This is a genomic window from Allobranchiibius sp. CTAmp26 (assembly GCF_017565405.1).
GTDB lineage: Bacteria > Actinomycetota > Actinomycetes > Actinomycetales > Dermatophilaceae > Allobranchiibius.
In genome coordinates this window covers 76,001-89,024 of sequence record NZ_JAGEKR010000002.1, presented here as the reverse complement: position 1 = coordinate 89,024, position 13,024 = coordinate 76,001, and the positions used below count along the sequence as shown (strand labels likewise).

At 70.3% G+C, this 13,024-nt stretch carries 10 protein-coding genes, 1 tRNA gene and 1 riboswitch; of the genes, 4 read left to right on the top strand and 7 right to left on the bottom strand.

The window, feature by feature from the left end; all coding sequences use genetic code 11:
* Positions 1-188: 188 nt before the first annotated feature.
* The 5 genes from J4030_RS01915 to J4030_RS01895 form a co-directional block, all read right to left on the bottom strand.
* Positions 189-261 (bottom strand) — tRNA-Thr (locus tag J4030_RS01915).
* A gap of 47 nt (positions 262-308) precedes the next feature.
* Positions 309-947: an A24 family peptidase gene (locus J4030_RS01910; RefSeq protein ID WP_208047504.1), complete on the bottom strand. Its 639-nt coding sequence runs from the start codon at positions 945-947 to the stop codon at positions 309-311.
* A gap of 297 nt (positions 948-1,244) precedes the next feature.
* Positions 1,245-1,904 (bottom strand): transglycosylase family protein, encoded by a 660-nt coding sequence (locus tag J4030_RS18205; RefSeq protein ID WP_279538044.1) that lies wholly within the window; start codon positions 1,902-1,904, stop codon positions 1,245-1,247.
* Between the two features lie 77 nt (positions 1,905-1,981).
* Positions 1,982-2,125: riboswitch (cyclic di-AMP (ydaO/yuaA leader) on the bottom strand.
* A 201-nt stretch (positions 2,126-2,326) separates the two neighbouring features.
* Entirely contained in the window at positions 2,327-3,892 is a 1,566-nt protein-coding gene (locus J4030_RS01900) for a threonine/serine exporter ThrE family protein (RefSeq protein ID WP_208047502.1), read from the bottom strand.
* A gap of 152 nt (positions 3,893-4,044) precedes the next feature.
* On the bottom strand, positions 4,045-5,862 hold the full coding sequence (locus J4030_RS01895) for a serine/threonine-protein kinase (RefSeq protein WP_208047501.1): 1,818 nt from the start codon (positions 5,860-5,862) through the stop codon (positions 4,045-4,047).
* Positions 5,863-6,268: 406 nt separating this feature from the next.
* Here J4030_RS01895 and J4030_RS01890 point away from each other — a divergent pair, with 406 nt between their 5' ends.
* Together J4030_RS01890 and otsB are read left to right on the top strand one after the other, a co-directional pair.
* Positions 6,269-7,687, top strand: a complete 1,419-nt coding sequence (locus J4030_RS01890) for a trehalose-6-phosphate synthase (RefSeq protein WP_307864519.1) — start codon at positions 6,269-6,271, stop codon at positions 7,685-7,687.
* Positions 7,684-8,475 carry a trehalose-phosphatase gene (gene otsB / locus J4030_RS01885; protein ID WP_208047500.1) on the top strand — a complete coding sequence of 264 codons (792 nt, stop codon included), beginning with the start codon at positions 7,684-7,686 and terminating at the stop codon, positions 8,473-8,475. Before J4030_RS01890 ends, otsB begins: the two co-directional genes overlap by 4 nt.
* 48 nt (positions 8,476-8,523) lie before the next feature.
* Here the strand turns inward: otsB and J4030_RS01880 are convergent, their stop codons facing one another.
* Entirely contained in the window at positions 8,524-9,186 is a 663-nt protein-coding gene (locus tag J4030_RS01880) for a class F sortase (protein ID WP_208047499.1), read from the bottom strand.
* Positions 9,187-9,397: 211 nt separating this feature from the next.
* Entirely contained in the window at positions 9,398-10,762 is a 1,365-nt protein-coding gene (locus J4030_RS01875) for a lipase family protein (RefSeq protein WP_208047498.1), read from the bottom strand.
* A 157-nt stretch (positions 10,763-10,919) separates the two neighbouring features.
* Between J4030_RS01875 and J4030_RS01870 the strand changes: the two genes are divergently transcribed.
* On the top strand, positions 10,920-12,161 hold the full coding sequence (locus J4030_RS01870; RefSeq protein WP_208047497.1) for a DUF4032 domain-containing protein: 1,242 nt from the start codon (positions 10,920-10,922) through the stop codon (positions 12,159-12,161).
* A gap of 88 nt (positions 12,162-12,249) precedes the next feature.
* Positions 12,250-12,924, top strand: a complete 675-nt coding sequence (locus tag J4030_RS01865) for an RDD family protein (protein WP_208047496.1) — start codon at positions 12,250-12,252, stop codon at positions 12,922-12,924.
* Positions 12,925-13,024 lie beyond the last annotated feature (100 nt).

The window sequence follows — 13,024 nt, the reverse complement described above, 5'->3', positions numbered from 1 at the left end:
TCAACGTCGGGAAGGTGACGATCGGGGGTACGTTCACCAACACCTACGCGATGAAGGCGAACAAGCTGGAGGGCACGAAGGTGACCACCACCCCGGCCGGCGCCACCGGCTGACCGAGAACGCACGAGGGCTCTGATCGCGGCCGCGATCAGAGCCCTCGTCGTCTGGTGGGATCGATCCGATACGTGAGCCGGAGACAGGAGTCGAACCTGCGACATCCTCATTACAAGTGAGGCGCTCTACCAACTGAGCTACACCGGCGCAGGTCCGCGACATCGCGCGGACCGGCACCGATCGTACCGGCGGTCTCAGGTGGCGGTGAGCAGCGCTCCCAGCGCACCGACGAGCAGCGACGGGCCGAGCGCGACGTGGGTATGGCGAGTCGCCCGGCGCGCGAGCACCAGCACGAGCGAGACGATCCCGCCGATCACGAAACCGCCCGCCAACCCTTGGATCAGCACCGGGTAACCCCACCATCCGAGCGGCAGCCCGAGCAGGGCGGCCAGCTTCACGTCGCCGAGTCCGAGGCCGCCGGGCACCGCGAGCGCCAGGAGCAGGAAGACCCCGCCGGCGAGCACCGCGCAGACCAGCGCCCGGAGCATCCGGCCGCCGTCCCACTCCAGCGCGAGCAGCACGGCGACCGCCGGGATCGCCGGCAGGGTGAGGCGATCGGGCAACCGGTGCACGTCCAGGTCGATCGCTGCCAGCGGGAGCGAGACCGCGATCAGCACGGCGTACGCCGCCGACAGTCCCCAGCGGTGCACGTCCCCCAGGTGCCAGACGGCACCGGCGGCCGCCAGCGCCGCGACGGGCGCGAGCCACCTGAGCGCGGGCAGCGGCCCGGTCTCGTCGACGAGCCGGTAGCCGCCACGGGCGAGCGCACGCCGCAGCCACCCGCCGTACGCCGCGCCGAGCGCGGCAGCGAGGACGACGGCGACCGCGGTCATCGCGTCAGTCTGATGGAGCGAGCGCCCGCGCGTGGGCGGTCTGTGGACAAAGCCGACCCCCACCACGGACCACGGGGGCGGGCACCCCACGTTGTGGACTGAGCGGGCCCGAACGAGGCCCATCACTCTGCCGTGCAGCACGTTTCGGGCCGAGCGGGCCAAAACGAGCCCGCGCACGTCGCTAGGGCGTGCGTTGCGGGCCGAGCGGGCCACAACGTGGGCGACGCCGCGACAATCCACCCGCATCACGACGAACCGCCCGCCCCTGCGAGAGGGACGGGCGGTGCGAACGCTGGCTCAGACCAGCACGTACGTGTTCAGGAAGGTCTGCAGACCGCGGACGGTGCGCGTGTTCATGTACGACGCGCCGTCGCGGCTGATGCCGATCTTGGTCTGCAGGGCGGCGATCGTCTTGGGACCGACGTCGCCGTCGGGGGTGGTGCCGACCTTGCGCTGCAGGGCGGTCCGGGTGCCGTAGGTCATCGTCCCGGTCTGCGACACGCCGACCCACTGCTGCAGGGCCTTGATGGTGAGCGGGCCCATCGAGCCGTCCACGGCCAGCTTGCGGACGGTGCCGCGGGAGGGCGGCGGCGCGGGGGTGGGGTTGCCGGCGCCGGGGTCGACCACCACGGCGAGACCGTTGGCGCGGGTGAGGCCGGCGCGCACGCTGCACACCGGCCAGGCACCGGGGCCCTGCGCTCGCAGCACGGCCTGGGCGATGTAGATCTGCTGATCACGGGTGGCCAGGTTGGCGGTGGTGCCGTACTTCGAGCCGCCGAAGCCGGTCCAGGTGCTCGCCGAGAACTGCAGTCCGCCGTAGTACCCGTTGCCGGTGTCGATGGTCCAGTTGTTGGTGCTCTCGCAGGTCGCGACGCGGTCCCAGACGTTGTACGGCGACTCCGCGTGGGCGGCACCCGCCGTGGCGAGACCGGCTCCGACGGTGGCGGCGGAGGCCATCATGACTCCGGCCGTACGCCGTCCGGTGATGGACGATTGTTTCGTTGCAGCGTGCTTGGGGGCGTAACGCAACAGCGTTCCTTCCTGACGAACGCCTACGGGGTGAGCTGTCGGGTTCGGGCTGTCAGGTGCCCGGCCGGTGTACCGGCTTCACCCCTAGGCAGACACGCACGGCGTCCGCCGTTGTTGGGTCCCCCGTCCTCGGCCGGCGTCCTCGGGAGTGAGGGGCCGGTGCGTCCGATGAGGTTCGGCGTCCGGACGCGCGAGTGGAACGGTATGAAGTTGTGGCAGATCCAGATCCATCCAGGCCGCGATCGTGTGACGCATGAGGTGCGTGTGACTGGTGATCACATCGCTCGCGGCGGCAAACGTTACCGGAGGTTTGCGACACGCGGGCGAAAATGCTTGCTCTATTTGAAAGATCAGCGTATGCGCGCTCGGCGGCGGCGCAGTGCGTTGCGATCCAGCGGTGCGGCGAGCACGTCACCGAGCACGACCCCCGTGCTGATGGCGAGCGCGACCCCCGCCGCGCCCAGCAGGGTCGGAAACGCCGCCGCGCTCTGGGTGTTGGAGGCGGCGGAGCCGATCACCGAACCGACGATGGCGTCGTACATGCCCTCGAAGATCCGCAGACCGGGAAGCATCGGCGAGACCGCCGGCAGCACCAGCACGAGCGCGGGCGCACCGAGTCGGAGGCCGATGACGCGGGCGAGCAGTCCCACCGCCACCGACGCGACCGCGATGGAGGTGGTCGCCCCGACGGCCCACACCAGGTGCGCCAGCCCCGACAGCCCCAGCGCCAGGCTGCCGAGCACGGCGGTCGGCAGGATGAACCGGGGCTTGCTGCGCATCGTCAGCGCACCGGCGGCCGCACCGACCGCGCCGTAGACGAACTGCAGACTGAGCGTCGCGCTCGAGGATCCGAAGTGCAGGGCCCCCGGGGAGGTCAGCTCGAGGTTGAGCGCCGAGTCGAGTTTGAGCGTGAGGGACAGGCCCCCGGCGACCCCGACGATGATGCCCGCGGCGCTCAGGAAGACGGTGAGCAACCGTCCCGCGCCGGTCACCGGATACCCCGTGATGGCGTCCTCGACCGCCGAGGCCATCGCACGTCCGGGCAGCAGCACGACCAACCCGCCGGAGACGGCGTACGCGAAGTCGGACGTCGACATCTGCAGCCCCAGACCGCCCTTCGCGGCCAACAGGTACCCCAACCAGGCCAGCATCACCGACACCGCGCTCCCGACCGCGTCGATGTAGAACGACGGGATGTTGCGCTTGCGGATCAGGCGCCCGAGATAGTCGGTGACGAAGGCGGACAACACGGCCACGACGATGGCCATGCTGCCGCCGCCGAGCAGCGCGCACACCGACCCTGCCAGGGCCGAGTAGCCCACCGCGATCGACCAGCGCGGGTAGATCCGTGTACTGCGCTGGATCCGCTTGAGCCTGCCCAGCGCCTCGTCGATGTCGGTGAAGCCGCCCCTGGTCAGCTCCTGCACCATGACGTGCACATCGGTCAGCCGGGCGAAGTCACGGGTGCTCGACCGTACGACGCGCAGCATCGTGACGGTCTCTCCCGATGGTCCGGGCGCCTGCACCAGCAGCGACTGGTTGGTGATGTCGACCTCGAGGCGCCGCAGCCCGGCCGCCGCGGCAACCGCGACCACGCTGGCCTCGACGTCCCTGGTGCCCGCACCGCAGCGCAGCAACAGCTCGCCCACGCGCACCGCGAGATCCAGCGCCTTGCGGGTGCCGTCGTCCTTCTCCGGTGCGCTCATCGTCGCCGGGTGGCGGTACGGCGAGGTGCGCAGCGCGTCCGCGATCGGCATGGGCTCGGTGACCGGCTCGCCGCGCAGGAAGCGCATCCGTCGCTGCACCGGGAAGCCGTGGGACGGCGACTCGGCGAACGGGGCGTCGGTGCCCTGGCGGCTCGGATAGCTTCCGGAATCCGGATCGGGCAGGGGTGCCTCGTGGCCGTACTGCGCCATGGGTCTCACGCACCTCCAGTACGTCGTTGGGGAAGGGTTCGATGGTCCCGCACCGCACCTGGCGTGCACAGGGGACCACGCGGGTCGGTGGCACACCCCCTGCGCAGGACGTGCGGGCACCACCCTCAGCGGAGCGATCCCGTCATGCTGCCTCAGCCACCTGGCAGGGAAGGAAGAACGTCGCTCAGTGGGAGCTGTGAGGTGTCGGCGTACGGGAACGTGCTCACGCCCTGGTCCAGGGAGCCCAGTCCGTAGAGCACCGCGATGACCGCGAACGCCAGACACACCCCGATCACGACGCGGGTGACGAGCTGCTCGCGGGCCACCGATCGCACGATGCTGCGCGACCCGCGGCGCATCCCGGCACTGCCCGGGCCCCACCACAGCACGGCGCACCCGGCCAGGGTGCCGAGCACCATGGGGATCGGACGGTCCACGGCGGCGGGCGCGTGTCGGGCCAGCGCGGTCACCACGGCGGTACCGGCGGCGACACACGCCCCGACGAAGAACGGGACGACCATCGTCAGCAGCGCCGAGAACGCGCCGATGACGGCGTGCAGCGGCGAGGTCGCGACCGCGACCATCGGATCGGATCGGCGCGGTCCGGAGTTGTAGCGGCGCAGCACCATCGAGGTGATCGCCCGATCGTTCCACCGCGCGGCGAACGACCACAGGAACGTCAGGATCAGGGCCAGCACCGGCCAGTGGACCGCAAGCCCCACGTCGGCGGCGGCGAGCGACGCCAGGGTCCCCGTCCGAGCGGGCCGTCCGATGCGCGGGTCGAGGTGCGAGCGCGCGGGGCCGGCGTACGACGGTTCCTGCGCCGGCGTGGCGCCGTACCCGGGCTCGACGCCCTGCCGTGCGACCGGTTGATAGTTCCGAGTCGGATCCGGGGTGCGGGCGACCGGAGGCAGAGCGGGCGCAGCGCCTCTCGGCTCCGTACGGCGCGGCGCCTCGGGGCCGGGGGCGACGTCTCGACGGCCCCCGCGATCCCTGGGACTCTCGCGCCCCTCGGGCAGCTGGGTGGTGGCGGGCCGCGTGGCGCGACGGACGGCGATACCGGTGGTGTGCCCGCCCGTGGAGTAGACGTGCAGCTGCTCGAGCACCTCGGCCGCGCTGGGGCGGGCTTCGGGCTCCGGGCTGAGCGCCGCAGCGAGGAGGGGCCGCATCCGCGGATCCACCCCGCGCAGGTCGGCCCGGCCCTCCGACACCCGGTCGAGGACGGCATGCATCGGGCCGCGGCCGAACGGGGGCGTGCCGGACGCGGCGTACGCCAGGGTCGCCGCCCAGCCCCACCAGTCGGTGGCCTCCGTGACAGCACCCCCCTCGACGATCTCGGGAGACAGGTAGCCAGGCGTGCCCATCACCAGACCGGTGCTGGTCAGCCGGGTCTCGTCGGCGACGTGCGCGATGCCGAAGTCGATGAGCACCGGCTCGTCGCCGTCCATGAGCACGTTGCCGGGCTTGAGGTCGCGGTGCACGATGCCGGCGCGGTGGATGTCGCGCAGCGCCTCCGCGACGCCGCTGCCGAGCGCCGCGAGCGGGCCCGCCTGCAGCGGCCCGGTCTCTTCGACGACGGCGTCGAGCGGCGGACCGTTGACGTAGCGGGTCACGAGGTAGGGGCGGTCCCCGTCGACGTCGGCGTCGAGCACCCACCCGATCCGGGCGGAGCGCACCAGCGAGAGCGTGTTGACCTCACGGCGCAGCCGCTCCCGGGCACCGTCGTCGTAGGCGATGTGGGCACGCAGCACCTTGAGGGCGACGACCTGGTCGCGGCGGTCCAGCGCCTTGTAGACGACACCCATGCCGCCCTCGCCGACCTTGCCGAGCAGCCGGTACGGACCGATCGTGTCGTACGCCGAAGCGCTCTGGTGCGGGATCTGCCGGGTCGGCCCGGTGGGCAGCCGAACGGCGTCGGTCGATGCACCGGTGGCGCCCGGTGACGCATCGGCGCGGCGATCGGAAGACATGGTTCAACCGTAAGTGCTCGCAGGGAGAGGTGCGCGAGAGCGTGCCCGGCGCGGCGTGGCACGGCGCCTGTTCACTCGGTGCGCGAGGCCGCCGGGCGAGCATCGCGGCGATCAGGAGCGTGCGACCGTCCAGCGGCCCGACCTTGCCGGTGCCGGCCTCGCCGCGGGCCGAACCGGTGAGGAACGGCACCACGACGAGCACCCCCAGCCCCAGCACCGTCTCGCCGACGGCGACCCTCGGGCGGTGGCAACGGCGAACTCCGTCATAGCTAGGGAAAGCTCGCCTAATTTTGAACAAGACGCAGACGTGGGCCAACGCGGGCGCATTGCGTGCTGACCCGGCGAACGCGGTAGACCTGAGGGTGCGACGATCAGCCCGAGGATCCCCAGCGCAGGAGCGTGTTACGTGCCCGACCCAGATACCTTCGATTTCGTCATCGCCGCAAACCGGCTTCCGGTGGACCAGACCACCGACGACGCGGGCAACGTGACGTTCTCGCGGAGTCCCGGTGGCCTGGTCACGGCCATGGAGTCGGTGATGCGCGGGCGCGAGGGCGCCGCGTGGATCGGCTGGGCGGGCGAGACCGGCGAGCCGCCCGCGCCGTTCGAGGACAGTGAGATGTATCTGGTCCCGATCGGTCTCAGCGACGACGAACACGTCGACTACTACGAGGGATTCAGCAACGACAGCATCTGGCCGCTCTACCACGACGTGATCGTGCCGGCGACCTTCAAGCGGCGGTGGCGCACGGCGTACGAGCGGGTGAACCAGCGCTTCGCGCAGAAGATCGCCGACCTGGCAGCGCCGGAGGCGACGGTCTGGGTGCACGACTACCAGCTGCAGCTCGCGCCTGCCATGGTCCGCGAGCTGCGCCCCGATGTACGGATCGGGTGGTTCAACCACATCCCCTTCCCACCGGTGGAGCTGTTCATGCAGCTGCCCGGCCGCGAGGATCTGCTCTGGGGACTGCTCGGCGCGGACTTCCTCGGCTTCCAGCGTGCGGCCGATGCCGAGAACTTCCTGCGCTCCTGCCGCCGGCTGCTGCACGTGCATGTGCGCGGTGACGTGGTGCAGCACGGCGACGGGCGGACGACGCGAGCGGCGGCGGTGCCGATCTCGATCGACTCCCACGACGTGTACGAGCTCGCGCACTCCGACAAGGTGCGCGAACGTGCCGCCCAGATCCGCAAGGACCTCGGCAATCCCCAGAAGCTGCTGCTCGGCGTGGACCGGTTGGACTACACCAAGGGCATCCGGCACCGCCTCAAGGCGTACGGCGAGCTGCTGGCCGAGAAGACCCTCGACCCTGCCGACGTCACGCTGGTGCAGGTGGCCACGCCCAGTCGTGAGCGACTGCAGGCCTACCGCACGCTGCGGGGGCAGGTGGAGCAGACCGTGGGGCAGATCAACGGTGAGTACTCCCCAATCGGCTCGCCGGCCGTCACCTACATGCACCGGTCCTTCCCGCGCGAGGAGATGATCGCGCTCTTCGTCGCGGCCGACGTTGCCCTCGTCACGCCGCTGCGCGACGGGATGAACCTGGTCGCCAAGGAGTACGTCACGTGCTGCGCCGACGACGGCGCCCTGGTGCTGAGCGAGTTCACCGGCGCCGCCACGGAGCTCGCCCGCGGGTCGTTCCTGTGCAACCCGCACGACATCCGCAGCCTGAAGAAGACCATCGTCGCCGCGATCGACGCGCCCGAGAAGGAACGCCGGGCGCAGATGAAGCGGTTGCGCAAAGTCGTGCTGGACAACGACGTCCAGAAGTGGGCGGGCAGTTTCCTGGACGCGCTCAAGGCTGCTCCCGAGCGTCCGGCGTCATGACGGACCTCGACCCGGCCCTGCGGGACGCGCTCACGGCGTACGCCGCGCACGACCGCATCCTCTACGGCACGGACTTCGACGGGGTGCTGGCGCCTCTGGTGCTCGACCCGTCGACGTCGGCGCCGATCCCCGGCTCGGTGCAGGCCCTACGCGAGCTGGCGGCGTCGGACGGCGCCACCGTCGCCATCGTGTCGGGCCGCGACCTGGCGACGCTGCGCCACCTGTCCGGAATCGCCGAGGACGAGCCCATCGTGCTGATCGGCTCGCACGGCGCCCAGCCGAGCGTCCCGCTGGACACCGGTGAGGCGTGGGACGACGCCGCCGCGGACCGGCTGCGCACCGTCGTCGAGGCGCTCGAACGCGTCTCGGCGCAGCACCCCGGCACCCGCGTTGAGCGCAAGGCAGCCGGCGCGGCGTTGCACACCCGCGGGCTGGACGACGCCGTCGCGGCCCCCGCGATCGCGGCGGCCGAGGGGGCTGCCCGGCAGATTCCCGGCGTTCACGTGATCGCCGGCAAGAACGTGCTGGAGATCGGCGTCCTCGACACGAACAAGGGCGCGGCCCTGCACGCGCTCGCCGAGCACGTGGGGTCGAAAGTCACCTGCTACCTGGGCGACGACCGCACCGACGAGCGGGCGTTCGAGGTGCTTCCGGCGAGTGACGGGCACGTCACGATCAAGGTGGGCACCGGCGACACTCTCGCCGCGCACCGCATCGAGGACTCCGCCGACGTGCTGGCCGTGATCCGCCAGGTCGTTTCCGCGCGCGCCGCGCGATCGCTGACGTAAGTGCCCGCAGCCGCATCCCGCCTTGTCGGGCTACCGCACCGGCGAGGCTTATGCGGAGAGGCGGGCGTAGACCACCGTGTTGTTGCGCAGGTGCCCGGTCGCCGGGTCGAAGGAACCGCCGCAGGTGATCAGGCGAAGTTCGGGGTCACTGGTATTGCCGTAGACCGCCTGGGTGGGGAACGCGTCCTTCGGGAAACTGGCGACGCGGTAGACGTCGTAGGTCAGGACCTTGCCGCTCTTCAAGGTCACCTGCACCTTGGCGCCGTTCTTGATCTGGGCCAAGTGGTAGAAGACCGCTCCCCCGCGTGAACTGGTCACGTGCCCGACGATGGTCGCCGGGCCGACCGCGCCGGGTGTCGGCGAACCGGTGAACCAGCCGGCCTGGTCGGCGTGCTTGTCGTCCGGTACGACGATCTCCCGGTTGGCGGTCGCACCCAGGGTCAGCAGCGACGAACCCTCCTTGAGGCTGGGGATGTTGATGCTGCTCGGCGCTGAGATCGGTGCGGCGGCAGGGGCGTTGGTGGATGCGGACGCCGACGGCGCCGAGGGGGTCGAGGTCGACGAACCGGACGGGGCGCTCGAGGCACTGACCGACGTACTGGACGACGAGCTGGACGATGAACCCGAGGCGCCGCCACACGCGGCCAGAGTCAGAGCAAGACCGACGCCTGCGATCGCGACGGCGGGAAAGCGGGTGAAGGACTGGGTCATTGGGGTGCTCCTGGGATCGAGGCGGTCGGCACGGACGTCAGGCGAATCAGTGCCCGCACCGCCAGGTGCCGTTGCACCGAACGACCGCTTGGTAGTACGGAACGACCACCGCAATGGATCGGGTCCCGGACCTGCAGGTCCAGGTTGAGACCCTCGTCGCCGACGACGACCCGGTTGCTACTCGATTCGTGGCAGTAGCGCAGCGCTTCCGTCAGCCGGCGGGGGTGCCGACCGGGACGGGCTGTTCCGCGGCCAGGCTGTTGCCTGCCGGGATGGTGGCACAGGTGCTCGGTGCAGGCACGCCGGCGAACCGGGCCTGCACCCAGGCGGCCGCCGACGTCAACCAGGTGATGCCCACGTCGGTGTGACCCAGCGTGCCGAACTCGGTGTACTGGACGGCGTTCCCGGCCGCGCAGTACTTGCGGGCGATGCTGCGCACGTCACCGGTGACCATCACGCCGTCGCCGGTGCCGTACTTCGCCGACGGCTGGGTGCCCTCGCCCACGCCGTACGCGCCCTGCAGGATCTGGAACGGGATGGTGGGCGACGGCGCGAGACCGGCGTTGACCGTGTTGAGGACCTTGGGCAGGCCCGGGATGGAGTTGGGGTTGGCGTACTGCGGCTTCACCAGCTGCTGGAACGTCAGGCCCGGGTACTTGCCCTCGGCGTCGCCGATGCCCGCGTTCTTCGTCGCGCCGAGCACGGCCTTGCCGTACGTCGACAGGTACGGCGTCAGGTCCATGTTGAACCCGCGCTCCAGCCCGTTGATCGCGAGCAGGGCGACGCCACTCCACTTGGTCGAGCCGTTGACGTACTTCAAGTTGTGTGCCGGGTCGACGTACACGCCGCCCTCGGTGGCGCCGACGAGGTGGCGGTTGATGTCGGGCGCGTACGACGGCGCAAGTTGCGCGGCCCACTCCGTCGCGATCGATCCGCCGGAGTACCCCATCATCGCGAAGTCGGTGTTGGCTCCCAGACCCACCGCGGTGGACTTGCCGACCGCGCGCATCGAGTCCAGCGTCATGTAGCCGTTCTCCGGGCCCACCGTGTAGTGCGGCACCTGTCCCTCGAAGTCCGGCACGTTGACGTCGTACCCGGCACTCAGCAACGAGGTGAAGGCCAGCTGCTCCTCCGCGAAGGTCTGAGCGCCCGGCGAGGTCGAGCCGGCGATGCTGCGCGACGGGCTGTCCTCGACGTTCAGCGAGTCGTAGAACGAGTTGTAGGTGACGACCTTGTGCGTCACGTCCGGGACGGGTGAGTGGATCACGCTGGTCACGTTGGCGACGGCCTGACCCAGCTGGGTGCGGGTGCGGTAGAGCAGCTGGGTGACCTGCACCGGGGTCGCGATGCCCTGCACGTGGTAGGTGATCGTGCGGCTCTTCAGCACCGTGCCGGGCTGGAACGACGCCAGCGTCCGCGCCCCCGTATAGGTGTAGAACGATCCCGTCCGGGCCCATCCACCCGTGGACCGGGGCGCCGCGGCGTGCGCCGGGAGGGCTCCCACCGCGATGCCGCCGCTCGTCGCGAGCAGCGCTGCGGTGGCGACGGCGTAGCGGCGCAGGGGGGTGATTCGCATCGTGGATCCTTCGAGAAAGAGGGAATCAGCACCCGGCGGCGATGTGTCGTGGGTCACTGTCGTGACCTAGACGTTACCTTCGGGTAACCACGCGGACAAGGGACCCGGGGTCGGCCGGGCCATGGTTGGTGTTCGCCGGAGGTGACACGATGCAGGTGTGGGCCTGGACATCACCGCCGCCCGGCCGTGGCCGGCACTGCTGGATCTCCCGTGGGAGACCCCGTTGGAAGACTGGCCGGAGGACCTGCTGGCGGCGCTGCCACGCGGGATCTCCCGGCACGTCGTGCGTTTCGTACGCATCGAGGGCCGGATCATCGCGGTCAAGGAGATCAAGGCCGACATCGCGCGCCGCGAGTACGCGCTGCTGCGCAACCTGCGCCGCCTGGACCAGCCGGCGGTCGAGGCCGTCGGCATCATCGCCGGGCGCACGGACGTCGACGGCGGACCGCTCGACGCATGCCTGCTCACGCGGCACCTGCAGTTCTCCCTGCCCTATCGCGCGATGCTCAGCCAGGCGCTGCGATCCGGCACGGTGCAGCGCCTCATCGACGCGCTTGCGGTGCTGCTGGTACGGCTGCACCTCAACGGTTTCTGGTGGGGCGACGTGTCCTTGTCCAACACGCTCTTCAAGCGCAACGCCGGCGAGTTCGCGGCGTACCTGGTGGACGCCGAGACCGGCGAGCTGCACAACCGCTTGAGCGACGGTCAGCGCGCCCACGACCTCGACATCGCCCGGGTCAACATCGCCGGTGAGCTGATGGATCTGCAGGCGGGCGGGCTGCTCTCCGTCGAGATCGACGCGATCAGCGTCTCCGAGCGGATCATGACCAGGTACGCCGAGCTGTGGGCCGAGCTGACCCGCGTCGAGACCATCGACCGGGGCGAGCGCTGGCTCGTCGACGAGCGGATCCGGCGCCTCAACAACCTCGGTTTCGACGTCGGAGAGCTCGATATCACCACGGACGTCGACGGCACCCGGATCCGCATCCAGCCCAAGGTGGTCGATGCCGGGCACCACTCGCGACGACTGTTGCGGCTGACCGGACTCGACGTCGAGGACAACCAGGCGCGGCGGCTCCTCAACGACCTGGACTCCTTCCGCGCGGCGCACGACCGGCAGAACGATGACGAGGAGATCGTGGCGCACGACTGGCTGACCACGATCTACGAGCCGATCACCCGCGCGGCGCCCCCGGACCTGCGCGCCAAACTCGAGCCCGCGGAACTCTTCCACGAGGTCCTCGAACATCGGTGGTACATGTCGGAGAAGCTCGAGCGCGACGTGCTCATCGAGGAGGCCGTGCGCGACTACGTGGACTGGGTGCTCCCCGACAAGCCGGACGAACGATCCGTCGTCGGCGTCGACACCCAGTCGATCCCCGTACGCGCCAAGGACTGACTCCATTCGAGGCCGCGAAACACGGTCTCGCGGAGCGTGATCCCGCTACTCTGCTGGGCATTGACCACAACGTCGACGGGGATGGCGCATGAGCAACAACGACAATCCGTACGGACAACCTCCCGAGGGTGAGGGGCAGCCCTCGGGGTATCCGCAGTACGGCGGATACCCCGACCAGGGCGGGTACGGCCAACCGCCCGCGCAGGGCGGGGACTACGGGAAGCAGGGCGACTACGGCCAACAGGGCGGGTACGGCCAGCCCCCCGCTCAGGGCGGCGCGTACGGCCAGGCGCCCGCTCAGGGTGGCGGCTACGGATCCGCGCCGCAGTACTCCGGTGCGCCTGCGCCGACGCAGGGCAACCTGTCCAGCTGGGGCAAGCGGGCCGGCGGTTACCTGATCGATGCCCTCGTACCGAGCCTGGTCGTCTACATCGTGGTCATCATCGCGGCGGCCATCAACAGCAAGCTCGGCGCGCTGGTGGCGGTCGTGCTCTACCTGGGCCTGCTCGCGTTCCTCATCTGGAACCGGTGGATCCAGGGCGGCAGAACCGGTCAGACCATCGGGCGCCGCCGGTTGGGCACCAAATTGATCAGTGAGGAGACCGGGCAGCCGATCGGCGCGCTGATGGCGTTCGTGCGCGACATCGCGCACTTCGTCGACAGCCTGATCTGCTACATCGGGTGGCTCTTCCCCCTGTGGGACAGCAAGCGGCAGACCCTGGCCGACAAGATCATCAAGACCGTGGTCATCGACGTCCGCTGAGCACGCGACGCTGCACGAAGCAACGAGCCCGCACCCTCCATCGAGGGTGCGGGCTCATCTGCCGCTGGGATCACCGCTCGTCGTGGGGTACCAGCGCACC